Source organism: Bacillus cereus group sp. BfR-BA-01331 (genome assembly GCF_022663915.1).
Lineage (GTDB): Bacteria > Bacillota > Bacilli > Bacillales > Bacillaceae_G > Bacillus_A > Bacillus_A mycoides.
Window position 1 is genome coordinate 1 of the sequence record NZ_JAKUGJ010000010.1, and the last position, 24,818, is coordinate 24,818.

Below are 24,818 nucleotides of genomic sequence, written 5' to 3' on the forward strand. Positions count from 1 at the left end.
ATTAGGCACGCCGCCAGCGTTCATCCTGAGCCAGGATCAAACTCTCCAATAAAGTTAGTTTGTCTAGCATCTAAAAATAAAAATTGACGTTCACGTTGTTTGTTTCGTTCAGTTTTCAAAGAACTTGTCTGCCGCTTCAAAAGCGACTTCATCATATTAACATCTTCATTTTTCGATGTCAACTATGTTTTTGAATTTCTTTTTTGTCGTTTTCTGCGTTTCCGCATCGGCGACGTTTATTAATATACCATCATGGTTTTTAAATAACAAGTATTTTTTATAAAAAAATACAAAAAGTTATCCATCCTACTTTCTTCTATAGAAAGAACCCTTATCCTTTCTACTAAAAACATTCATTTTGATTGTATACAAGTTACTATACACTGTCATCCACCAGGCAGTATTTCACAATAACTTCCTAACCTTTAGTCTTCTCCTTTTTTAATTTTATAATTACCATAGTTCTACTTAAGAAAGACAAATAATCATTTAAATGTAGAGTAACAAAAAACGTGGCCACTATACTAGAGCAAAACTTTAATTCCTGATTTTTCTCTCCAATCAGGAATTTTGCTTCCACAAATAACAAACTTCCCCTCGAAATATTAAATTAAGATTATTGTTAGAATTTTTTTACATTTAATTAATGAAAGATATCCAATTTTTGTTATATAGTAAGAAAGTGCCCACAAAACTATAAATAAACTAATGGAGGAATTATTTTATGGATAGGTTAACAAAATTTTCATTAAAAAACCGAGCCGCTATTATTATCATGGTTTTTCTCATTTCCATACTCGGTGTTTATTCCGGCTCTAAATTACCTATGGAATTTTTACCAAGCATCGATAACCCTGCAATAACTGTTACGACATTATCTCAAGGGCTCGATGCTGAAACGATGACCAAGGACGTAACTGATCCCCTTGAAAAACAATTTCGTAATTTAGAACATATCGATGGCATCACTTCTTCCACACATGAAGGATTATCACGCATCGACATTGCATATACATCCAAGGCAAATATGAAAGACGCGGCACGCGAAGTCGAAAAAACAATTAATACGATTAAATTACCTAAAGATGTAACTAAACCTGTTGTTAGCCAATTAAACACTTCTATGATTCCACTCGCTCAAATTACCATCCAGAAGCAAAACGGATTTTCAAAAGCTGACGAAAAACAAATTGAGAAAGAAATCGTACCTCAACTCGAAAGCATTGATGGTGTTGCCAATGTTATGTTTTTCGGAAAATCAACTTCCGAATTATCCATCGTACTTGATCCTAACCAACTAAAAGATAAAAATGTAACATCACAGCAAGTATTAACAGTTTTACAAGGAAAAGAAACTTCCACTCCAGCCGGAGCAATTACCGTTAATAAGGCAGAATACAATCTTCGTGTCATCGGGGATATAAAAAATGTAAATGACATAAAGAACATCACCGTTACACCTCAAGTAAAATTACAAGATGTTGCTCAAATTGAATTAAAACAACATTACGATACAATCTCGCACATAAACGGGGAAGAAGGAACAGGATTAATCATCATGAAAGAGCCGAGTAAAAATGCGGTTGCAATCGGAAAAGAGATTGATAAAAAGATTAAAGATATAAGCAAGCAATATAAAAATCAATTCTCTATTAAACTTTTAGCTTCAACTCATGAGCAAGTTGAAAATGCTGTTACTAGTATGGGAAAAGAAGTAATCCTTGGGGCAATTGCTGCAACTCTCATTATCTTAATCTTTTTACGCAGCTTCCGAACAACACTCATCGCTGTCATTAGTATTCCATTATCTATTTTATTAACACTATTTTTACTCCATCAATCTAACATCACACTTAACATTCTAACTCTTGGTGGCTTAGCCGTTGCAGTTGGACGTCTCGTCGATGATAGTATCGTTGTCATCGAGAATATTTTCCGTCGTTTACAAAAAGAATCTTTCTCTAAAGATATTATTCTCGATGCAACAAAAGAGGTCGCCGTCGCAATTACCTCTTCTACTTTAACGACAGTCGCCGTTTTTTTACCTATCGGTCTCGTATCGGGAGTAATCGGAAAACTAATGTTACCTATGGTGTTAGCAGTTGTGTATTCTATACTTTCTTCCTTAATTGTGGCATTAACGGTCGTTCCACTTATGGCTTTTTTACTGCTCAAAAAAACAAAACGTCGCAATTCACATTCTTCACCGCGATATGTCGCTACATTAAAGTGGGCTCTTTCTCATAAGTTTATCATTCTACTCACTTCTTTTTTATTATTTGCAGGATCAATTGCAGCCTACATACTACTTCCGAAAGCGAACATAAAGTCTGAGGACGATACAATGCTTTCCGTTAACATGACATTTCCAGGTGATTATGATTCTGAAGCTAAAAAACAAAAAGCCTTTGATTTCGAAAAGAAACTCCTCTCTAATTCTGATGTAACAGATGTTATTTTGCGAATGGGATCTAGCGCAGAAGATGCACAATGGGGACAGACAACTCAAAACAATCTTGCAACTATATTTGTAGTCTTTAAAAAAGGATCTGACATCGACCAATATATTAAAGAATTAAAAAAGGATCATACAGCTTTCGAACCAGCTGAACTTGATTATATAAAAACGAGTTACTCTGATTCCGGAGGCGGAAACAACTTACAATTTAACGTAACCGCTACTAACGAAACAAATTTAAAAAAGGCCGCTAACATCGTCGAAACAAAACTAAAAGGTATGGACGATCTCTCTAAAGTAAAAACAAATATGGAAGACTCTAAAAAAGAATGGCAAATTCATATCGATCAAACAAAAGCGGAACAACTAGGTTTAACACCAGAATTAGCAGCACAACAAGTATCATTCCTTATGAAGAAATCTCCTATCGGGGAAATTTCAATCAATAATGAAAAAACAACTATTATGATAGAGCATAAAAAGGCATCCATTAACAAACAAGAAGATATTTTAAACACAAACATACTCTCACCTATTAACGGACCTATTCCTTTAAAAGACATTGCAACTATTTCAGAAAAGCAACTTCAAACGGAAATCTTCCATAAAGATGGGAAAGAAACGATACAAATTACTGCAGAAGCTTCAAGTGAAGATTTAAGTAAAGTAAGCGCAGAAGTAAATAAGGCTATAACCGACTTAGATTTACCTAACGGAGCAAAAGTAAATATCGCAGGCGCTACCGAGTCTATGCAAGAGAACTTCACAGATTTATTCAAAATTATGGGGATTGCAATTGGGATTGTATATTTAATTATGGTTATCACCTTCGGGCAAGCACGTGCTCCTTTCGCGATTTTATTCTCTTTACCATTAGCTGCTGTCGGCGGTATTTTAGGATTAATCATTTCAAAAACACCTGTTGACGTAAATTCATTAATCGGCGCATTAATGCTAATCGGGATTGTCGTTACAAATGCTATTGTATTAATAGAAAGAGTGCAACAAAATCGGGAAAACGGTATGGAAACAAGAGAAGCCTTACTAGAAGCAGGATCTACTAGATTACGCCCAATTATTATGACAGCTATAACAACAATCGTCGCTATGCTACCACTCCTCTTCGGGCAATCTCAAGCAGGAAGTATGGTATCGAAAAGTCTGGCCGTCGTTGTAATCGGTGGTTTGGCAGTCTCAACCGTTCTTACATTAGTAGTCGTTCCCGTTATGTATGAACTATTAGATAAAATCGGGAGAAAAAGACGTTCCCGTAGAAAAATAAGTACTTCTACAGAAACACCTGATATTTAAACTAAAAGGCGTTATCTTCAATTATGAAGATAACGCCTTTTTTATCCCTCTACCTATCCATAATATAATCCATCACTTTTTTACCATAATTCTCTCGCGGCTCTCCAGAATCCACAATAAGATATTCACCATGTAAAGGCCTTTTACTGCCAGCCAGACATTTTTGAAATGCTACTTCTGATTCTACTTTTGTAATTTGACTTATCTTACGTTCACGGGTTTGTAACCTACGATTAATTTCTTCTATATTATTAAGATAACATTCAATATATTTATATGTAGCACCATACTTCCGACATAAATCTATTCCTTTTTTAACCATCCCTTCGTAGAGACACGGACTATCTAATATCACACTGTGCTCTTGCTCCAACAAAAAATCGATCAGTTCCCACTCAATATCATAGGAGATTCCCCCAACCACTTTTGGTTCAACACCTTTTTCCTTTAATGATTTTAATAAAGCTGATTTCACGACGTCATGATCTACAATAACAGCACCTGTTAATTTAGCGATATACTTAGAAAGTGTCGATTTCCCAGATCCAGGAAACCCCGACATTTGCAGAAAAAACACTTCCAACCCCCTCCCTATTTTCAGCCGAATTTCTATATATTAAGTTACCTATTCGGTCACTCTTCTTCTTTTCCTGCCAACAACAAAATGACCGTAAAAAAACTCCCTGTTTTATAAACAGAGAGTTTTCATCTTCAAATTATGCCACTTTTACCTTCTTCGTCGTTTTACTTTTTCTTTTCGCTCCTGTAAAACGCTTGTGTAATACAGATGCTACGAAACGAGAAATGATATTAAAGAGTAATACCATAATAATTAATACAGCTGCAGATTTTGTTGCAATTAACTTCGCATCTGGGATAATCCCTTCAGAGTTTAATTTCCAAATGTGAACAGCTAACGTTTCAGCTGGTCTAAATGGATTTAAAGGATGCGAGGGGCTCGAGAAGTCCGCTGCTGAATTTAAAATAGGTGATGTTAAACCCGCTGTATAAATTAGCGCCGCAGCTTCACCGAATATACGGCCTGCCGCTAAAATAATACCTGTAATGATTTGTGGTAACGAAGACGGGATAATGATGCGGGCAATTGTTTGCCATTTCGTTGCACCTAGTCCAAGACTCGCCTCTTTTACATTATGAGGAACTTCAGAAATCGCATTTTCACAAACACGTGTTAAACCAGGCAAATTCAAAATAGTTAAAGCAAGAGCTCCACCCATTACTGTATATCCCCAGCCTGTCATGGTAACAAATACTAATAAGCCAAATAGTCCAACAACAATAGAAGGTAAAGACGCCATTGTTTCAATACATAAACGAACAAAACTTAAAAAACGACCTTGTTTTGCATACTCCGCTAAATATATTCCAGCCCCTAATCCAAGAGGAATAGATATAATAAGTGTTATAACAAGCATGTAGAAAGAATTGAATAACTGTGGACCAATTCCCCCACCAGCTCTTGTATTGCTTGGTTCTCCGAATAAGAAACTAGGATCCCAAAATCCCCATCCCTTTTGTAGAATTTCGTACATTAAAAAAGCCAGCAAAGCTACAACTAAAGCTGCAACCCCATAAAAGATACCTGTCCAAACTTTATTTACCGTTCTTGCATTCATTATTATCGCTCACCTCTTTGACCAATCGCTCGAATTACTAAAATAAACAGGAATGAAATAACAAGTAAAATCATTGCTAACGTCCATAGCGCATTGTTCCAAGCTGTTCCGTTCAATGTATTCGTCATATCCATTGTTAGAATACCAGTTAACGTTGCTGTTGGACTATATATTCCTTCCGGTAATTTAATCGTGTTCCCGATTACCATTTGAACCGCTAACGCTTCACCAAAAGCACGCGCTAACCCTAAAACTATACCTGTTAAAATTCCTTGTTTTGCAGCAGGAACAATAATTCGGCTAATCGCTTGCCATTTCGTCGATCCTAGACCGTAAGAAGCTTCCAAGTAATCAAACGGAACAGAGCGTATCGCATCAGAGGCAATACTAGCAATAGTAGGTAAAATCATAATACTCAGGACAATAATACCCGCAATTAAACTAAAGCCCACTCCACCGAATGAATCACGTAATAGAGGAACCAAAATCGTAACCCCTAATAATCCGTATACAACTGATGGAATACCAACTAATAATTCTAAAACAGGCTTTAATACTTTATTCCCAAACTTCGGCGAAATTAAATTCATGAATATAGCAAGAGCTATAGCAATTGGTGCACTAATGATAACAGCACCTAACGACACAAGTGTCGAACCGACAATAAAGATTACAGCACCATACGTACCTTGATCAGCATTTGGATTCCATTTTGTCGAAGTTAACACCTCAGAAAACGAGATACCACTTTGCGTGAAAGATTGAATTCCTTTGCCGCAAATAAACGCAATAATAGCTAATGTAATAAAAACAATAAAGATACCGCAAAACGTAACAAGTGATCTACCTATATATTCACTCTTTACGTAATTAATTTGTTTTTTCCCCTTCATCACAGGACAGACCCCACTTCATAGATTGCATTGAACAGGACTGACCTTGCAGCCAGCCCCATAAAATTTTATTACTTATTTAATTTAGACATTGGGATGTAACCCATATCTTCTACTTGTTTTTCGAAATCTTTACCTTTTACATAATCAATGTAAGCTTTTGTCGCTTCTTTTGCCTCACCTTTAGTTACCATGTACTCGTAAGACCAGAATGGATATTTACCAGCAGAGATGTTCTCAATCTTCGGTTCAGCACCATCAATTTTCACAGTTTGCAATGCACCTTTCTTATCGCCAACCATGTAAGACATTGCTAAATAGCTGATTGAACCTGGAGTAGAGTTAATCGCTTGTTCTACTGCACCGTTAGAATCTTGTGTTGTACCAGTTCCATCATTAATTTTAGCTTCTTTCATAACTGTTTTTTCAAATGTAGCACGTGTACCAGATGAAGCTGGACGATTAATTACATTGATTTTTTCATCTTTTCCGCCTAACTCTTTCCAGTTCGTCACTTTTCCAGTGAAGATATCTTGTACTTGTTTTGCTGTTAAGTTATCAACTTTTACATCTTTATTTACGACAAGCGCGAATGCAATACCCGCTACCTTGTTATCTACTAATTCTTTTGCTTTTTCAGCATCTTTTATTTTATCTCCAGCTGGAACATCTGAGTTACCAATTTGTACCGCACCAGATGCTACTTGGTTAATCCCAGTTCCACTACCGCCACCTTGAACTTGAATAGAAACTTTTGAATTTTTCTCCATGAATTTCTTTCCAGCTTCCTCCGCAAGAGGTTGAAGAGCTGTAGAGCCAGCCGCTGCAATCGTACCTGATAATTCTTGTTTTGCATCGCTACCTTTAGCAGCTTCCTTATTATCCGTACTTTCTGCTTTTCCACATCCAACTAATGCACCTGCAACAACTAAAGCCGCTAAAGAAAATTTAATACCCTTTTTCATAACCATGTCTTGTACCCCCATTTGGATTATCACTTTTCGAATTCATCTTCTTTCGAACACAAATTCATTGTAGGACAACAATATTATGTGAGTGTTAAGCAATTTTTAAGTTTAAGTAAATAGAGATAACATCCCCTAAAAGCTAGACATTCCAACATTTACAGTTGAAAAAGCCAACAAAACCCACACTAAACACGTAGTATTGTAAATTTAATCTTAACAATGTAAATTCAATGTAAATGATTTTCTTTATTTTTCCCTTTAGGTTAAAACTATATTTACAATTCCCCTATATTTTTAAGCTTTTACACTCTTACTTTATTTACATTAAGAAGAATTCCAATAATATTTTTCGGTACAACTAAATAAATTGGAACAATTCTAAAAATATTTGAATATTTTTAAAGTACTAATTGACAGCATCATTAAATGTAGTCTACTATATTAGTATCAAAAAGTTTACCTAAGGAAACTTTTTAAACTAACACTAAAAATATAGAGATGAGGTAACTTTTATGGTATCGGCTAATACTAAACCCCTTTCCGAATTCAGAACAGGGGAATTTGTACAAATTGAGAAGATACAATTAGAAGGAACTATGAAACGACGTTTATTAGATTTAGGCTTTTTTCCTGGAGCGACAATTAAAGTATTACAACGCAGCCCACTTGGAGACCCAGTCGCTTATCAAGTAAGCAACACAACTATTGCACTGCGTAGTGAAGAAAGCTCCCTTATTTTCGGGGTATTAATAGGAGATGATTTCAGATGAGTAACCATCGCATTGCGTTAGCTGGTAACCCGAATACCGGGAAAAGTACATTATTTAATACTTTAACAGGCTTAAAACAACATACTGGAAACTGGACGGGAAAAACTGTTTTAAAGGCTGAAGGGGAATATAAGCATGGCGGAAATATATATACAATAATAGATTTACCTGGAACTTACTCACTGTATTCAAATTCGGCAGATGAAGAAGTAGCACGAGATTATATTATATTTGAAAAACCAGAAGTAACTGTAGTTGTTATAGACGCAACTGCAATGGAGAGAAATTTAAATTTAGCACTCCAAGTGATGGAAATGACAAACGATGTGGTCATTTGTATTAACTTAATTGATGAAGCGGAGAAAAAAGGAATCATTATTGACGAAAAGAAATTAGCAAAATCACTCGGTGTACCTGTAGTGAAGATTTCCGCTCGCAACCGAGTAGGCATTGGTCATTTGCTAAATGTCATCGCTAAAGTAGCAAATAAAAAACTCATTCCAACACCAATTAAAATTACTTATAATGAAAAAATCGAAAATATGATTCAAGAATTAGAACCACAAATTTATAAAGTGTTCGGTGATACGTATCCAGCACGTTGGATTGCGTTACGTATATTAGATGGAGATAAAAATTTCTTAACTACACTCCAAAAACACCATAATGAACCACTTGTAAGGGAGGTCGTAATGAATGGAATCTCACTCAGCCAGTAAAGCACTTCCATTAGACTATATTATTCAACATGCACAGACACTCTCAAAAGAAGATATACGAGATGATATTGTCGGAGATATTTATCGAACATCTGCAAGCATATGTAAAGAGTCTGTTCAATATACAAATACTGATAAACTGTATCGTTCTGAAAAACTAGATAAAATTTTCACATCTCCCATCTGGGGATTCCCAATTATGCTCGGTATTTTATCTATTATTTTTTATCTTACAATTGCAGGCGCTAACGTACCCTCTGATATGATTGCTGAATTCTTCGGATGGGCAGAAGGATATTTAACATCTTGGTTCCAAGCAGCGCATGCACCTGAATGGTTACATGGCATTTTAATACTTGGTTTATTCCGTGGTATCGGTGCTGTTATAAGCGTTATGTTACCACCTATGGCAATCTTTTTCCCTATGTTCGCGCTATTAGAAAACTACGGATATTTACCACGTGTCGCATTTAACATGGACCGCTTATTCAAACGATCTGGTGCACATGGCAAGCAATCTTTAACAATGGCAATGGGATTCGGTTGTAATGCAGCTGCCATTATGTCAACACGTATTATTGAATCACCACGTGAACGTATGCTTGCAATCTTAACAAACAACTTCGTTCCATGTAATGGGCGCTGGCCTATGTTAATTTTAATGGCTTCACTATTTATGGCTGCTGGTTATACCGGTAGTATGCAAACACTTGTTACTGCTGGCGTTGTAGTTGGAATGGTTGTAATTGGTGTCATTATGACATTAACCGTTTCTTGGGTACTATCAAAAACAGCTTTAAAAGGCGTTCCGACTCACTACACACTTGAGTTACCACCGTACCGTAAGCCAAAAGTTTGGAATACAATTGTACGCGCAACACTCGATAAATCAATATATGTTTTAAAACGAGCTGTAGTTGTAGCTGCCCCTGCAGCTGCATTAACTTGGTTACTTGCTAATATTTTCATCGGTGACACAAGCTTACTTATGTATTTTGTAAACTTCCTAGATCCATTTGCTAAAATGTTAGGACTTGACGGGTTTATTTTAGCTGCATTCATTCTTGGGCTACCAGCTAATGAAATTGTCATCCCGATTTTATTAATGTCTTACTTATCAACTGGCGCTTTAACTGAAATAGATGATTTTAATCAAATTAAAAATCTATTCTTAGAAAATGGTTGGACTTGGTTAACAGCTTTAAACACAATGTTGTTCTCACTCCTTCATTTCCCGTGTGGAACAACACTAGTTAACATATATAAAGAAACAAAAAGTGCAAAATGGACATTCTTATCGTTCGCAATCCCTACTGTTATTGCCATTGTTGTGACATTCCTCTCTACACAATTGGTACATTGGTTAGGGCTTGTATAAAAAACAAAGCATACATAGAAGGTATCCCCCTTCACATATGCTTTGCACGAAAGAAACCTGAAATTATTCAGGTTTCTTTTTTTCTTTCCACGGCTGAGCTCCATACGTTGTGATTTTTTTATGAATGGAGTATATGGCTCCCGGAAGAATCGCCATTAATATCGTGCAACTAATTCCTAGTCCAGTAAACAACTTAAATCACCTTATTTCACTCTCTTCGGTAAAGCTGAACCTGAATGCTCAATTGTCGGATGAACATGAACAGTAACCTCAGCATTACTAAAATAATTTTCACCTTGATCCCAATTCTTATCTATCTTCTTCCATTCTTTATAATTATGCCGCTTATATACTTCCCCTAACGCTAATACATCTACCTTATATTTTTTTTGAACAAGCTTAATAGATTTTTGGATACGCTTCTCCATTTCCTCCGCAATGGTTTTCTTTAATCGCTTTTCATTCATAATTTGTTTATGATCACTAAAATGCAACTCTGCTAAGGTCCCTTCCAAAGATAAATGGATATCAAACTTCGGTTTTGTAGCATTTTCCATAGATACTTTAATCTTTCGGTGCATCTTATGAATTTCGTATGTAACAAGCTGACCTTGTTTACGGATAGTATAGAACCCTCCAATTTTTTTACCTATTACATAATTCATTCCTAATGTTTCTTCTCCATTCAAACTACCTACACACTTATTATCTTTTCCACGAAACAACGCTGCCCCGTTCATTTGTACCCCCTGCTTTGTTAGTTCGAGAATAGGTAATACGAAACTTTGGTTAGTAATCATTTTTTGCTGTACCTCACCAATTCTTGCAGCTTCAATCATTTGAGCATTTTTCGGAGGATGCTCAGCTAACATATCAATATACTGTGCCGGTAAGTTCTCAGGCTTGGCACTCTGCTTTAAAATAGCTTCTGCATTTTTCTTAGAAACGAACAAACGAATATTTCTTCTCATCTCGTGATCACGAATATATACATCTAACGTATTTTGTAAAACATATGGATTCGCTAGTAAATCTTTAGAAAAAATTATCACTTGTATATGCGGAAAGAATAATGAGCGACTAATTTTTTTAGCAATAATTCGTATTTGCTCAAAGACACTATCTGCTTTCGCACTAACATTAATATAATTTTCACTATCTCCACCGCCTTGGCCACCTTGTTGTGCTAACTTACTCGGAAGTACCATCTGATACGTCCCTTTCATAATTGGATTTGATTTCTTTGCCTTCACAATATCGTAAGCTGCGCCTACTACAAATCCTCTTTCTTCTATTTCTTCTAGCTCAGAGCACCCACTTATAGATCCAGCTAAAACCATAACCATTATAATTTTAAGAAGGTGTTTCATTTCTACCATTCCTTCTTTTTATTTTATATACAATAAAAACTAACAAAGGCGCTAACACGACAAACCCCATATCTATCCAAGCTAAATAAGTCCCATAACTTGACAAAGCATTCAAATTACTAGGTATCATATTCGCCATAAAAATAATCGGAGCACTTACAAAAATGAAAATATGTTTCTTCACTTTCGGAAACATAGCACAAAATAATAAAGATGCGACGTCATAATACATTGCTGTAGTGTTATAAATAGTGATAATCCAAGTAGTAAAAAAAATGGCATCAAATCTTTCTAAAAAACCTCCACCAATTTCAATTTCTTTACCCAATTCAATTGTTGGATACGTCAATCCACGGGTTGTCATATACGTAAAAACGCTAATACAAGTTACATAAATTAAAATGTATGACAGCACATTTACCATCACTGCTTTTGCAACTGCCATTGGCGCTTTTTTCGCTGTCTTATCGTTCAACATCACAGCATAAAACAGAGCTACCTCAAATCCGATAAATGTGAAAATAGAATTTTTAACTCCTATAGCATATTGAGTTGCGTTCGTTTGAAAAGCCGGTAGTAAATTGTTTATTTCCATTAAATTTACATTCAATAAAGAAAGCAACACTATCGCAATGAACACGATAGGTAAAAATAGAACATTTAACCTTACTAAAGCCGCTCTCGATCCCGCTACTCCATAAATAACAACTAATAAGAAGAAGAAAGAGAGTAGCTGTATTGGTGTATCACTAAATAAATATGTTTGTGAAATAATTGCAATCATTCGCGATTCATATGCGGTCAAAGCAGCAAATGTTAATACTAAAATGCTACTAATTGTGTATGCAACAGGCTTCGTCAAATGTGCACTTGTATATTGAACAAAGTTTTGTTTTGGGAATAAAATAGCTATCCTCGTTACAAACCAACCTAAAACCGCACATATCAATCCACCCAAAAGCAAAATAATCCAACCATCCGAAAATAAAGTTTGGTCAGCAATATCTCGAGGCATAGATAATGCACCTATACCGATAATTGTTGACGATACCGCAAAACCAAGTTCCCGAGATCCAATTTCTTCATCCCCATATTCAAATGGCTTCAATTACTCTCGCTCCTTTGGACGTAGTGTAGAATCTTTCGTTTGTAAATATTCTGGCCTCTCTTTTAACATTGATTTTGGTAGACGAACCAATTCTTCTTCCCAATCTTTATAAAAAGCAGGGGCAATAGGTGTTGTATACGGTACCCCAACACTCTTTAAATTTGTAATATGGATCGCAAGTGCAATAAGAGCTAAAATGATTCCGTATAACCCAAAAGCAGTTGCAGCTAACACGAAGACGAAAAGTAAAATTCGAAATGTAATCGTAATGCTATATACAGGAAGTGAAAATGTAGCAATTGCGGTAACCGCAATAATAATTACTAAAAATGGATTTACAATCCCCGCATTTACTGCCGCCTCTCCAATTACAAGACCGCCTACGATGCCAATTGTTTGTCCCATCGGTTTCGGAAGCCTAATCCCGGCTTCTCGTATTAATTCCATCGTTAATGCCATCATTAACGTTTCTATATAAGCAGGAAACGGTACCCCTTCTCTCGCTCCCGCAATGGAATAAGCTAGTTTAGATGGAATAAGCCCTTGATGATACGATACAAGCGCTACGTACATGGCAGGTAATAAAACAGCAGCAATACCTGATCCCATGCGTAACATTCTTAATAACGTTCCAATTATCCAACGCTCATAATGATCTTCTACAGATTGAAAAATATCAACAAATACTAGTGGAGCTATAAGAGCAAATGGTGACCCATCTACTAAAATGGCCGCTTTCCCTTTCGCCAATGCAGCCACTATATTATCTGGTCTTTCTGTATTTAAAAACTGCGGAAACGGCGATAAATTATTATCTTGAATTAATTGCTCAATCGTTCCTGTCTCAAAAATGACATCTGTCACTATTGATTGAAGACGCCGATCTAGCTCGTTTACGATGTAAGGGTTAATAATATCCTCTATATATACTAGGGTTACTTCTTTCTGCGATCGCTTCCCCATAATATAAGATTGAAACCGTAACTTCGGATCACGTAAACCACGGCGAATTAACATTTTATTCACATTAATATCTTCATTTAACCCAACCCTCGGTCCACGAATTAAATCTTCTGTCACTGGCGGTTCTAGACTTCTTTTCTCCCAAGCCCTACTGTTAACAACAATAGCCGTTTGAATATTATCAATTAATATGACTGTATCTCCTGCTAAAACCGCATTTATAATATCTGGAAAAGTCGTCTTCATACCGACTTCTGCAATAGAAATAAAACGATCCAATAATGTCTGAACCACAGCTGCTTCATTTGGTATTTCTTCATATTGAAGTGTACGAACTACATATTTATAAACATTATCCTTATCTGTCAATCCACATAAGAAAACAACCGCACAACGTGTAAAACTACCAGCAAGAGCAACTTCTCTAATTGTTAAATCATTAGGTGAACCTAACTCATCTCTAATTTCCTTCATAACTTCAAACAAGTTACCTTTTAGCTCTAACAATTTCCCCACCTAACTTCCTTTTCAACAAGTTTTTAGTTAGATTCCGCTAATAGAAGAAAATATATACAAAAAAGAGCTATCTCTTTTCGAAGATAGCTCTAACATACGAATTACTTTTCTACTATTATATTGTCGGTCTTTACAGATACATTTCTTGTGAATCCACTAACTACAAACATCACAATAATGTTAACTAACAACGCGACTATACCTACATTCAAATCTTTCATATACTGCGGGACACCCGGGAACATCGTAGCTATAGTAGAACCAGATAAGGTGATATATGCGACAATTAACAACCCAATTACCATCCCCGCAATCGCACCTTGTTTCGTAATAATTTGACGAGGAAACAAACTACATACAAGCGCAGGGAAAAGTTGCGTAACTATACTGTATCCCATTAAAAGAAGAGCCCCTATCGTTTCTCCCCCTTTAAATGTAAACAATACTGCAACAAGCGTTACAACAGGTACAAATAACTTAGCTACTTTTGCAACTTGTCTATCTGAAGCAGATGGCACCATTGTTCGGTAAATATTTTTTGCTAACAACGTAGATGCCGCCATAACAAGCATGGAACCTGGAACTAATGCCGTTAACACTCCTGCACTACCAATAATCCCAATAAACCAAGGATCAAACGTTTGAAGAGCCAGACGGAATAATGAAAGATCTACATCCGCTCCCTTTAACCCTGGAACTTGCAAGATAGCAGCAAAACCTGCAAAGAACACAAAAAGCAAAACTAAAGAATAGAGAGGCATAATTGCTGCATTTTTCCTAAATACTTTTTCACTTTTCGCTGAGAAAGCTGAGGCAAATGTATGAGGCCACATATAAAAACCGAGAGCCGTTAATATAATAGTAGAAACAAACCAAGAAATACTCATTCCCTTTTCAGGTAAAGATAAAAAACCCGGTTTTGCAGCTTCTACAGCTTCAAACATCGGTTGAAATCCTCCGTAATAGTGATACGGTAAATATATACCTAAAAACATAACGATGAATAGTATCATAATGTCCTTCAAAGCAGCTGTCCAAGCCGATCCATGTATACCTGAAACCATTACATAAATAGTTATAACAATAGCACCAATCCATACCGCAATAACAGGTGTCACTCTTCCATAGGAAGCTTCCGAAACGATAATTCCTAATCCCTTTAATTGCAAAACAAGATACGGGATAATCGAAATAACACCAATAATTGAAACAATTACCCCAAGCGTCTTACTCCTGTATTTCTTCGCAAAGAAATCTGATTGTGAAATGAGGTTATGTTCTTTTGCATACTTCCAAATTGGAGGCAATAAGAAATACGATAAAATATAAGCTAATGCACCATACCCTAAAATATAAAATGTAGGAGCTCCTTTACTATAAGCCCAGCCACTTCCTCCTAAAAATGTGAACGTCGTATAAATTTCCCCTGCCATAAGGAGAAAAACGAAAATAGTTCCAAATCCTCTTCCTCCAACTGACCATTGTTCTAAATTCATATCTTTTCCATGTTGTGCCCGAATTCCTAAAAATAGTGCGAGAAACAAAAATATAATAATGATAAATAATGCAGTCATTTTACGTCCCCCTTATTAGCAGGATCGAATACGTACACAAGACCCATACAAAGAGACGTAATGAGCACTGATAATAGTACCCAAAATAATAAAAATGGCATCCCCCATACGTAAGGAGTGACCGAATTTGCAAATACTGGTCCAACTACTAAACAAAGAACTGGAATAAGTGCTAGCACGTGTATTTTCTTCATCTCATTCTCCTTTACTTATAAAATTCATAATGGATGATACAAAGACTTCCACTCCAATTGGTAATGCGTCTTCGTCAATTGTAAAACGAGGGTGATGATGCGGATATACAATTCCCTTCTCTTCATTTCCTGCCCCTATAAAAAAGAACGTCCCTGGTGCCTTTTGTAAAAATGCTGAAAAATCTTCTCCTGCCATCGTTGGTTGTAAACGAACAACCCTTTCTCTTCCATAAAGCTGTAATGCTGTATGTTCAATAAGCTCTGTAACTTCATAATCGTTCACAACTGGGCGATATCCATATTCATAAGAAAATGTATACTTAGCACCGTAGGATTCTGTAATATGTTTTACAATCCTTTCAAGCTTCTTCTTTGTTTCTTCTCTTAATTCATGCCTTAAACTTCTCACTGTCCCTTCAATCTCCGCTTGTTCCGGGATAACATTATGAGTTGTCCCAGAATGAAATTGTGTAACAGATACTACGAGAGAATCTAACGGATTCGTGAGGCGAGATACAATTTGCTGAATTTGCGAAACTACTTGCGCACCAATGGCGATACTATCAACTGTTTCATGCGGAATTCCAGCATGCCCACCTTTTCCCTCTATCGTAATTTTAAAAACGTCCGGCGCCGCCATCGCAGGACCATAAATTACACCTACTTTTCCAACCTCTAATGACGCCCAAAGATGAGCACCAATAATGTAATCCACACCTGTCATCACTCCCGCTGCGACCATTTCCTCTGCACCGCCCGGAAAGTTTTCTTCTGCATGTTGAAATAAAAAGCGAATCTCTCCTTTAACTTTCTCTCTTTCCTCTACCAACTTATGTACTACACCAAGCAATATTGCCATGTGACCATCGTGACCACACGCATGCATCACACCTGGATATATAGAAATAAAATCAAACTTATTTTCTTCATGAATAGGAAGAGCATCCATATCAGCACGAACCGCGATAGTTTTACCAGGCTGCCTACCAATTAACCTTGCCATTACACTATATTTAGTAGGCCTTGAGACTTCTAAATACGGGATTTCCCGAAGTATGTCGAATACAAATTGAGATGTTTTTTCTTCTTGAAAAGATAACTCTGGATACTTATGAAAATGCCTTCTCCACTCAATCAACTGATTCTTTGATAAAACAAGTTCCTTTGCGACATCCATTTCTCTTCTCCCCTTCTTTACCAAGTTAAATGTTATTATAGCGTGAATTGTTAACTTCTGAAAGAATTTTCAGAATTTTCTATAACGAATATTCAAAAAGAAAAAGCCATCTCAAGATGACTTTTCATTTTATCCCGCTATTTGTGGGCAGTAAAACTCCCAACTCAAAATTCGGCTGGAGCAAAGAAGCTAGGTGGGAGATTAACTGCCCGTAAACGCCCGATTGGTGAGGGCTGATAATCAGTGGGGGATGAACAAAACCCCCACTGATTATAGTTTCATTTTATAAAATAGTAATTGCTTGTTTCCCCATTTGCTCCCATGCCTTTTCAAATTCAGCACGAGGAACAGCTTTTCGTGGATTGTTTGCAAGAGGATCATTTACGTATACAAAGTTTTGATCATATCCAATTACTACAACACTATGCTCATAATATGTAATTTTCACTTCACCTGAACTCGTATTCCATGTTTCAAAACTACTTTCGGCTAATGGTTTAAACGTTGTATTAATAATTACCCATACTGGAGAACCAGAACTAATTACTTTATATAGATCTTGCACGTCTCTACCCGTTAAATTAATTACTTTTTCAGGAACATACTTTTCTGCTAAATTAAAAATCGGTTGATTATATACACCGTATCCCGGCTCAGCTTTCGTGTAAATATTTCCAACGAATCCCTCATACGGATTTCCATGCAAACCATCTTGTTTAAATGGAACGCGATGAATTTCACTAGCAAGTTGCATCTTATCTACTTGTACACCTTTATGTTGTAGTAGCATAGTTAAACTTGTCACTTCACAACCTCTAGGTAATTCAGGTAACTGTCTAATAAACGGAACCTCTGTAATCATTGCACTTTCTTTCATCTCAGAGAAAAGGTCTAACCGAAATTCTTGTGCCTTTTTCATAATTTTATCTTTCTCGAAAAAGAACACGACAGCAAATATAATACCGAAAATAAAAATATATTTTAACTTTTTCATCATAAACCAAACTCCATTATATCAATTATTTTAAAGGCACAACTCCTATCATTGTACCTTTCTTCTTACTAGTTTGCTAGAAAGATTCTGTGAATTATTATTCACAAATACCTTTTTAAAATTCCGATTGTTTGAAATAGAAAGAAAAAATATAATTTTTCAGAATTTTTTACTAGAAAACAAAATTATTAACCTAGTGAAAGAATCACGTTTCCTTCACTAGGTTAATAAACATTCTAAGGTATTTAGTCATAGTTAGTTTTTCCTTTACATACTCAGTTCACAACAAAATAAACCAAGTATGTTTTTCACCCCCACTAATGATTAAAAGCACCGAATAAAATCTAGTTAAAACATACAAAAAAATATGGGGGGAGGGACATATGAATCAACAAGTAGAACAAGCAGAATTAAAATACCGCACACCACTTTATCCAATAGTTCCAATCGTAGCTTTCTCACTCAATTTCCTTACATTTGTTAGTTTAGCTTTCATTCCAGATCAGAGAATTGCTCTTTATTGCGGGGTTCCATTTATGATCATTTGTTACATTTATACCGAGTTAAAGTTTCGGAAAGTTGTCACATTTGAGCAAAAAAGAAATATAACTTAGGTAACAAACTGAATATATTAAAAATTCAGTAATTTTCCTTATGATAAGATAATTTTTTTCTATTTATTGGGTATGTTGGTATAACTTTATTTATCTTAAAATTCTCACAATCACGTTTTTATTTGGAAAATAGTTTACAATGTTATCAAGTTACAAATGATATTCACCTTAAAAAGCGTGCATTTGTGTCTATTTTTTAACAATATAACAAAAACTATTGCCATCTATAAATTAATAGGTTTATATTGTTTTATTGGCATAGTTTCAATCCAAGGAGAAAGGAGATTTTCAATCGTGCAACTAAAGAAAGCATTTTGGAAGTTGGCTTCGCTTCTTCCGTTATCATTACTTCTGTTCCTCGGTGGCTGTGATAAAAAACTCGCAGTATTAAATCCGCAAGGACCTGTTGCAAAAGCACAGTATGATTTAATTGTTTGGTCATTCTTGCTTATGTCATTAATTATCGCAATTGTATTCATCTTGTTTACAGTCATCTTGATTCGTTATCGTGAAAAACCAGAGAATATGGACTATGAGCCACCTGATCAACATGGTAACACATTATTAGAAATCATTTGGACAATTATTCCTGTTATTATCGTTATCGCATTATCGATTCCAACAGTTAAAGCAACTTATGCTTCGGAAGAGGTTCCGCAAGAGTCCAAACATATTAAACCAGTTGAAATTTATGTTACATCTGCAAACTGGAAATGGTTATTTAGTTACCCGGAGGAAAAAATTGAAACCGTTAACTATTTAAACATCCCAGCTGGTGTACCAATTCAATTTAAACTGACTTCTGTAGGTCCAATGAATGCTTTCTGGGTACCAGAACTTGGTGGTATGAAGTATACAATGGATGGCATGATCATGGACTTATATTTACAAGCTGACAAACCAGGTTCTTACCTAGGTCGTAGCTCGAACTTCTCTGGTGAAGGATTTACTCACATGGAATTCGAAGTTGAAGCAAAAACTAAAGAGAAATATGATAAGTGGGTAAAAGAAGTACAAGAAACTGCCCCTAAATTATCAGAAAAGAAATACAACGAAATTATTAAACCTGGTGTAGTGGGGCGTATGACGTTCTCTAGTCACCACTTAAGTTATGTAGATCCAAAATCACTTGAATATTGTGATTACAACTACTACAAAAACAAAAAATAATAGCTATTATTCCAACAGATTGGAGTGAACACAGTGAAGCTTGATGAATTTTTTGTCACAGGTGACCCGATTATTTACGGAGCTGACGCTTCTATCGTTCTTGTGACATTAGCGATTCTTTTCGTACTAACAAAGTACAAAAAATGGAGATGGCTTTGGGATGAGTGGTTGACAACTGTTGACCATAAAAAAATAGGGACCATGTATATTATCTCTGCCGTTATAATGTTATTCCGTGGTGGTATGGATGGTTTAATGATTCGTGCCCAGTTAACATTCCCGGAAACAACTTATTTAAACGCTGAACACTATAACGGAATCTTTACAACACATGGTACGGTAATGATTCTTTTCATGGCAATGCCATTCGTTATGGGATTAATGAACCTTGTAGTACCATTACAAATTGGTGCTCGTGACGTTGCATATCCGTTCTTAAATGCTTTAAGTTTCTGGTTATTCTTTGTCGGAGCAATGTTATTCAACATCGCTTTCGTAATCGGTGGTTCTCCAGACGCTGGGTGGACTTCTTACTTCCCAATGGCAGGTACAGAGTTTACTTCTGGTGTAGGAAATAACTACTACGCAATTGCATTACAGATTTCAGGTCTCGGTACGCTAATGACCGGTATTAACTTCCTTGTTACTATCTTAAAAATGCGTACACCTGGTATGAAATTAATGAGAATGCCAATGTTTACTTGGTCAATCTTAATTACAACAATTATCATTATTTTCGCTTTCCCAGTATTAACAGTTGCTCTTGCATTAATGACATTTGACCGTCTATTCGATGCTCACTTCTTTACGATGGCGAGCGGCGGTATGCCAATGTTATGGGCCAACCTATTCTGGGTATGGGGTCACCCTGAAGTATATATTGTTATTTTACCGGCATTCGGTATTTTCTCTGAAATCATTAGTACATTCTCACGTAAACGTCTATTCGGTTACAGTGCGATGGTGTACTCGATGGTTGCAATTTCTTTACTAAGTTTCGTCGTATGGCTTCACCATTTCTTCACTATGGGTGCAGGTCCAGCGGTTAACTCATTCTTCTCGATTTCGACAATGGCGATTTCGATTCCAACCGGTGTTAAGATCTTTAACTGGTTGTTTACACTGTATAAAGGACGTATTCGTTTTACAGTTCCAATGCTTTGGTCATTGGCATTTATTCCAAACTTCGTAGTTGGTGGAGTTACAGGGGTTATGCTTGGAATGGCAGCAGCTGATTATCAATACCATAACAGCTACTTCCTAATTGCTCACTTCCACTACGTATTAATCGCAGGTACAGTATTCGCTATGCTTGCTGGATTCACATACTGGTATCCAAAAATGACAGGTCATATGTTAAATGAACGCCTAGGTAAATGGACATTCTGGATCTTTATGAGCGGATTTAACATCTGTTTCTTCCCAATGTACTTCTTAGGTTTAGACGGTATGACTCGTCGTATGTACACTTACTCTGAAAGTCTTGGATGGGGCTGGCTAAACCAAATCGCATCTGTTGGTGCTGTAATGATGGCTATTGGCTTCCTAATCCTTTGCTATAACGTAATTTGGAGTGCACGTCACGGTGAGCGTGACACAACTGGAGATCCATGGGACGGCCGTACACTTGAATGGGCAACTCAATCTCCTGTACAACATTACAACTTCGCGAAACTTCCTGAAATTAAAGAAGCTGATGCTTTCTGGTTCATGAAAAAACGTGGAGAAACAATTACACCAACAGCAGATGAATTAAAACCAATTCACATGCCAAGTAATTCTGGTGTGCCTATTATTGCGTCTTTATTCTTCGGTCTTGCAGGTTTTGCATTAGTATTTAGCTGGTTCTGGATTGCAGCAATCGGTGGTATTGGTATTTTAGGTTGCTTAATCTATCGTTCATTCGATTATGATGATGGCTACTACGTAAGCGTTGATGAAATTAAAGAAACAGAACATATAGCATGAGAGGTGAAATGACATGGCGGCTTTAGATAAAAGCTTACCTTTGGAATATCAATCCGAGCAAAGTAGATTGAATATCCTAGGATTCTGGATTTTTCTTGGGGCTGAAATTATGCTGTTCGCAACACTTTTCGCCTCTTATCTAGTCCTTGCTGGTCGTACGGCTGATGGCCCAACACCAGCGCAATTGTTTGAAGTTAAAACACTTTTAATTCAAACACTGTTACTTTTAACAAGTAGCTTTACATGTGGGATCGCAATTCACGAAATGCGTAAACACAATCAAAAAGGAATGTTAGCTTGGTTTATCCTGACTTTACTTTTAGGTGCAGGCTTCCTATTCTTTGAAATTGAAGAATTCATTTTGTACGTTGGTGAAGGTGCAACGATTCAAACAAGTGCTTTCTTATCGGCATTCTTCGTTCTTCTTGGAACGCATGGTGCCCACGTAACAGGTGGTATCATCTGGGCAACTTGTGTTATTATCCAAATTTTAAAACGAGGTTTAACACCAGTTACAGCTCGTAAAGTATTTATTATCAGCTTATACTGGCATTTCCTTGATCTTGTTTGGGTCTTTATTTACACACTAGTTTACTTGAACGGGATGGTGGCGTAAATGGGTCAAAATAACAACCAAGCAAACGAGCATGGGCATAGCGGATTCCCATGGTCACACGTTTTCGGATTTATTTTATCGCTTGCACTAACGTTTCTAGCGTTATACGTGGCACTTTACACAAACCTGCCACTTTCAACGATATTAACAACTATCATCATAATGGCAGTTGCGCAAGCGTTATTACAATTAATTATGTTCATGCACTTAAAAGAAGGAGAAGGAAGAATTCAAGTTCTTACAATGATATACAGTTTCTTCGTTGCAACTGCAACAGTTGGTCTTACTGTATGGATCTTCTTCTCAATGTAATTTGCATGAAAAAGACTGCTGGGATTCCTCAGCAGTCTTTTTTTATCCCCTATTAACGAGCAGTAAGACCCCCACTGATTAAAGTTTCACTTTATCCCCTCCCCTATTACATCCACATTACGGAATTAACAACAAAATCATGAAAAATATACTTATTATGACAAATGTTAAGAAAACTCTTTCTTTATGAAATCGAAACCATATCCGTTGCTTTTCTTCCTATTATATGGCTAAATAGTTACTATATTTATTTGAAGGGAGAGAACGCAATGGAACATCATTCTTCTGTTCTATCACTTATGGTTGTCGTCGCAATCGCGTTTTTCGTTCCCCTTTTGTTACAGCGCTTTAAATTAAACGCACTTCCTGTCGTTGTTGCAGAAATCATCGCAGGAATCTTTGTAGGTAAAAGTGGATTTAACATCATTGAGCCAGACATGTGGCTTCAAGTCTTATCAACACTAGGATTTATCTTCCTAATGTTTTTAAGTGGTTTAGAAATTGACTTTTCGATCTTTAAACAAAAAGGGAAAAAGAATACGACAAACGAACCGAACACATTCCAAGCAGCAAGCATTATCTTCTTGTTTATTTTCATTTTATCTTATGCCCTATCATTAATATTCGTATGGCTAGGATTCGTAGACAATGCAATGTTCATGACTTTAATTATTTCAACTATTTCTTTAGGTGTTGTCGTACCAACATTGAAAGAAAATAACTTAGGAAAAACCGCAATCGGGCAAATCATTTTATTAGTCGCTGTTATTGCAGACTTAGTTACAATGATTTTACTCGCTGTATTCGTCGGATTAAATTCCGAAAGTGGCCAAAGCATGTGGCTTCTACTTCTTCTATTCGGTGCTGGTATTGTAATTTACTTTGTCGCAAGACGTTTTAAAAATATTCCATACCTAGAAAGCTTAAAAGCCGGTAGTGTACAAATTGATACACGAGCTGTTTTTGCACTCATCTTAATATTAGTTGGATTATCTGAATCTGTTGGGGCAGAAAATATTTTGGGAGCCTTTTTAGCAGGTGTACTCGTATCTTTATTATCACCAAATGAAGATATGGTTGAAAAACTTGATTCCATCGGATATGGCTTCTTCATTCCTATTTTCTTCGTAATGGTTGGTGTAAATCTAGAAGTATGGTCTATTTTTAACGAGCCTTCTAGTATGCTAATGATCCCAATTCTAATTGTGGGACTCTTTATTTCAAAACTGTTGCCATCACTCGTCTTACGAAAATGGTACCCACGCAATATCGTACTCGGAAGTGCTATTTTGTTAACATCAACACTTTCTTTAGTTATCGCGGCTGCACAAATCGGTGAAAAGCTAGGCATCATTAGCCCAAGTTTATCAGCATCTCTTATTTTAAGTGCAGTTATTACTTGTATTTTTGCACCTATATTATTTAAAAAGATGTTTCCAAAAGTCGAAACACCAAAACCGAAAGTATCTATTATTGGTGCAAGCAGAATTACCCTTCCGTTATCACTTGATTTAAAACGTGAAGATTATGACGTGACACTATATATGATACGTCAAAATAAAATAAATGATGAGGAAGCGAAATCTCATGACTTCCCTATTGTAAAATTAGATGAGATTACTATTCAATCTTTAATGGAGCAACAAGCTTTCGAAGCAGACCGTGTTGTTGTTGCGACAAGTGATGATGAACAAAACTTATTATTAGCAGAACATGCAAAAGAATTAGGTGTTGAACACGTCATCGCAAGTGTAGAAGATCCCCTTCTACAAGAAAAAGCGACTCAAGAACATATCGCTGTATTCTCGACTATTAACTCTACACGTATTTTATTACGTGCACTTATTGATAAACCGAGTCTCGTTCGCTTGATTACAACAGCAAATGAAACGGTGCGTGAGGTTGAACTACGAAGTAATAAATATAATGGCTTAGCACTTCGTCGCCTTCCGTTTCTAGGTGATGTACTTGTCATTCAAATTTACCGTGGTAATAAAGCATTAATACCACATGGTGATACGAAGTTACAGCATGGCGATACTTTACTTGTAACGGGTTCAAAAGAACATATTGATACAATGAAAAACATATTAGAATAGAAAATGTCC

21 protein-coding genes and 1 pseudogene are annotated in these 24,818 nt (G+C 36.2%); 10 read left to right on the forward strand and 12 right to left on the reverse strand.

From position 1 onward, the window contains the following. Positions 1-724 precede the first annotated feature (724 nt). Positions 725-3,769, forward strand: a complete 3,045-nt coding sequence (locus MR155_RS18405) for an efflux RND transporter permease subunit (protein WP_242310807.1) — start codon at positions 725-727, stop codon at positions 3,767-3,769. A gap of 49 nt (positions 3,770-3,818) precedes the next feature. Here MR155_RS18405 and MR155_RS18410 read toward each other — a convergent pair whose 3' ends face one another. The 4 genes from MR155_RS18410 to MR155_RS18425 form a co-directional block, all read right to left on the reverse strand. Then, positions 3,819-4,346, reverse strand: a complete 528-nt coding sequence (locus MR155_RS18410; RefSeq protein ID WP_242310809.1) for a P-loop nucleotide/nucleoside kinase family protein — start codon at positions 4,344-4,346, stop codon at positions 3,819-3,821. Between the two features lie 139 nt (positions 4,347-4,485). Continuing rightward, positions 4,486-5,406 carry a phosphate ABC transporter permease PstA gene (pstA, locus tag MR155_RS18415; RefSeq protein WP_219300024.1) on the reverse strand — a complete coding sequence of 307 codons (921 nt, stop codon included), beginning with the start codon at positions 5,404-5,406 and terminating at the stop codon, positions 4,486-4,488. Positions 5,407-5,408: 2 nt separating this feature from the next. Continuing rightward, the gene (gene pstC, locus MR155_RS18420) at positions 5,409-6,299 is read right to left on the reverse strand and encodes a phosphate ABC transporter permease subunit PstC (RefSeq protein ID WP_219301280.1); all 891 of its coding nucleotides are present in this window, start codon (positions 6,297-6,299) and stop codon (positions 5,409-5,411) included. A 71-nt stretch (positions 6,300-6,370) separates the two neighbouring features. Continuing rightward, a complete protein-coding gene (locus MR155_RS18425; RefSeq protein WP_219300026.1) occupies positions 6,371-7,270 on the reverse strand; it encodes a phosphate ABC transporter substrate-binding protein PstS family protein in 900 nt (299 codons plus the stop codon). A 509-nt stretch (positions 7,271-7,779) separates the two neighbouring features. Here MR155_RS18425 and MR155_RS18430 point away from each other — a divergent pair. From MR155_RS18430 to MR155_RS18440, 3 genes are read left to right on the forward strand one after another with little or no spacing between them, the layout of a single operon-like run. Further along, on the forward strand, positions 7,780-8,037 hold the full coding sequence (locus tag MR155_RS18430; RefSeq protein ID WP_002090873.1) for a FeoA family protein: 258 nt from the start codon (positions 7,780-7,782) through the stop codon (positions 8,035-8,037). Further along, positions 8,034-8,756 carry a FeoB small GTPase domain-containing protein gene (locus tag MR155_RS18435; RefSeq protein WP_219300029.1) on the forward strand — a complete coding sequence of 241 codons (723 nt, stop codon included), beginning with the start codon at positions 8,034-8,036 and terminating at the stop codon, positions 8,754-8,756. The genes MR155_RS18430 and MR155_RS18435 overlap by 4 nt, the downstream gene beginning before the upstream one ends. After that, positions 8,734-10,134, forward strand: coding sequence for a nucleoside recognition domain-containing protein (locus tag MR155_RS18440; protein ID WP_000443603.1), 1,401 nt, complete (start codon positions 8,734-8,736; stop codon positions 10,132-10,134). The genes MR155_RS18435 and MR155_RS18440 overlap by 23 nt, the downstream gene beginning before the upstream one ends. A 63-nt stretch (positions 10,135-10,197) precedes the next feature. On the opposite strand, the gene MR155_RS31820 is transcribed toward MR155_RS18440, so the two are convergent. The 8 genes from MR155_RS31820 to MR155_RS18475 form a co-directional block, all read right to left on the reverse strand. After that, positions 10,198-10,326: a hypothetical protein gene (locus MR155_RS31820; RefSeq protein WP_012260330.1), complete on the reverse strand. Its 129-nt coding sequence runs from the start codon at positions 10,324-10,326 to the stop codon at positions 10,198-10,200. 11 nt (positions 10,327-10,337) lie between these two features. After that, a complete protein-coding gene (locus MR155_RS18445; RefSeq protein ID WP_242310810.1) occupies positions 10,338-11,504 on the reverse strand; it encodes a Ger(x)C family spore germination protein in 1,167 nt (388 codons plus the stop codon). Next, a complete protein-coding gene (locus MR155_RS18450) occupies positions 11,488-12,612 on the reverse strand; it encodes an endospore germination permease (RefSeq protein WP_242310811.1) in 1,125 nt (374 codons plus the stop codon). The genes MR155_RS18445 and MR155_RS18450 overlap by 17 nt, the downstream gene beginning before the upstream one ends. Continuing rightward, positions 12,613-14,091 carry a spore germination protein GerLA gene (gene gerLA / locus MR155_RS18455; protein ID WP_113937938.1) on the reverse strand — a complete coding sequence of 493 codons (1,479 nt, stop codon included), beginning with the start codon at positions 14,089-14,091 and terminating at the stop codon, positions 12,613-12,615. A 101-nt stretch (positions 14,092-14,192) separates the two neighbouring features. Continuing rightward, positions 14,193-15,665, reverse strand: a complete 1,473-nt coding sequence (locus MR155_RS18460) for a sodium:solute symporter family protein (protein ID WP_242310812.1) — start codon at positions 15,663-15,665, stop codon at positions 14,193-14,195. Next, entirely contained in the window at positions 15,662-15,859 is a 198-nt protein-coding gene (locus MR155_RS18465) for a DUF3311 domain-containing protein (RefSeq protein WP_002029838.1), read from the reverse strand. The genes MR155_RS18460 and MR155_RS18465 overlap by 4 nt, the downstream gene beginning before the upstream one ends. A 1-nt stretch (position 15,860) precedes the next feature. Beyond that, entirely contained in the window at positions 15,861-17,036 is a 1,176-nt protein-coding gene (locus tag MR155_RS18470) for an amidohydrolase (protein ID WP_113937935.1), read from the reverse strand. Between the two features lie 283 nt (positions 17,037-17,319). Beyond that, a complete protein-coding gene (locus MR155_RS18475; RefSeq protein ID WP_033708611.1) occupies positions 17,320-18,030 on the reverse strand; it encodes a C39 family peptidase in 711 nt (236 codons plus the stop codon). Positions 18,031-18,437: 407 nt separating this feature from the next. Here MR155_RS18475 and MR155_RS18480 point away from each other — a divergent pair. The 6 genes and pseudogenes from MR155_RS18480 to MR155_RS18505 form a co-directional block, all read left to right on the forward strand. After that, positions 18,438-18,644, forward strand: a pseudogene (locus MR155_RS18480) (amino acid permease); the annotation flags it as partial. Between the two features lie 294 nt (positions 18,645-18,938). Beyond that, the gene (locus MR155_RS18485; protein ID WP_002010605.1) at positions 18,939-19,814 is read left to right on the forward strand and encodes a cytochrome aa3 quinol oxidase subunit II; all 876 of its coding nucleotides are present in this window, start codon (positions 18,939-18,941) and stop codon (positions 19,812-19,814) included. A gap of 33 nt (positions 19,815-19,847) precedes the next feature. Next, a complete protein-coding gene (gene qoxB, locus MR155_RS18490; RefSeq protein ID WP_002063826.1) occupies positions 19,848-21,782 on the forward strand; it encodes a cytochrome aa3 quinol oxidase subunit I in 1,935 nt (644 codons plus the stop codon). Positions 21,783-21,795: 13 nt separating this feature from the next. After that, on the forward strand, positions 21,796-22,398 hold the full coding sequence (qoxC, locus tag MR155_RS18495; protein ID WP_002029841.1) for a cytochrome aa3 quinol oxidase subunit III: 603 nt from the start codon (positions 21,796-21,798) through the stop codon (positions 22,396-22,398). Continuing rightward, a complete protein-coding gene (qoxD, locus tag MR155_RS18500; RefSeq protein WP_242248228.1) occupies positions 22,399-22,710 on the forward strand; it encodes a cytochrome aa3 quinol oxidase subunit IV in 312 nt (103 codons plus the stop codon). Positions 22,711-22,979: 269 nt separating this feature from the next. Next, complete coding sequence (locus MR155_RS18505) at positions 22,980-24,809, forward strand: monovalent cation:proton antiporter family protein (protein WP_088031275.1); 1,830 nt, start codon at positions 22,980-22,982, stop codon at positions 24,807-24,809. The last annotated feature ends 9 nt before the right edge of the window (positions 24,810-24,818 follow it).

Excerpts from the sequence above, each read along its gene's own strand:
- pstC (WP_219301280.1), bottom strand. The coding sequence starts at position 6,299 with ATGAAGGGGAAAAAACAAATTAATTACGTAAAGAGTGAATATATAGGT.
- MR155_RS18475 (WP_033708611.1), bottom strand. The coding sequence starts at position 18,030 with ATGAAAAAGTTAAAATATATTTTTATTTTCGGTATTATATTTGCTGTC.
- qoxD (WP_242248228.1), top strand. The coding sequence starts at position 22,399 with ATGGGTCAAAATAACAACCAAGCAAACGAGCATGGGCATAGCGGATTC.
- MR155_RS18465 (WP_002029838.1), bottom strand. The coding sequence starts at position 15,859 with ATGAAGAAAATACACGTGCTAGCACTTATTCCAGTTCTTTGTTTAGTA.
- MR155_RS18505 (WP_088031275.1), top strand. The coding sequence starts at position 22,980 with ATGGAACATCATTCTTCTGTTCTATCACTTATGGTTGTCGTCGCAATC.
- pstA (WP_219300024.1), bottom strand. The coding sequence starts at position 5,406 with ATGAATGCAAGAACGGTAAATAAAGTTTGGACAGGTATCTTTTATGGG.
- MR155_RS18435 (WP_219300029.1), top strand. The coding sequence starts at position 8,034 with ATGAGTAACCATCGCATTGCGTTAGCTGGTAACCCGAATACCGGGAAA.
- qoxC (WP_002029841.1), top strand. The coding sequence starts at position 21,796 with ATGGCGGCTTTAGATAAAAGCTTACCTTTGGAATATCAATCCGAGCAA.
- MR155_RS18445 (WP_242310810.1), bottom strand. The coding sequence starts at position 11,504 with ATGAAACACCTTCTTAAAATTATAATGGTTATGGTTTTAGCTGGATCT.
- MR155_RS18430 (WP_002090873.1), top strand. The coding sequence starts at position 7,780 with ATGGTATCGGCTAATACTAAACCCCTTTCCGAATTCAGAACAGGGGAA.
- MR155_RS18470 (WP_113937935.1), bottom strand. The coding sequence starts at position 17,036 with ATGGATGTCGCAAAGGAACTTGTTTTATCAAAGAATCAGTTGATTGAG.
- MR155_RS18460 (WP_242310812.1), bottom strand. The coding sequence starts at position 15,665 with ATGACTGCATTATTTATCATTATTATATTTTTGTTTCTCGCACTATTT.
- MR155_RS18440 (WP_000443603.1), top strand. The coding sequence starts at position 8,734 with ATGGAATCTCACTCAGCCAGTAAAGCACTTCCATTAGACTATATTATT.
- MR155_RS18405 (WP_242310807.1), top strand. The coding sequence starts at position 725 with ATGGATAGGTTAACAAAATTTTCATTAAAAAACCGAGCCGCTATTATT.
- MR155_RS18425 (WP_219300026.1), bottom strand. The coding sequence starts at position 7,270 with ATGGTTATGAAAAAGGGTATTAAATTTTCTTTAGCGGCTTTAGTTGTT.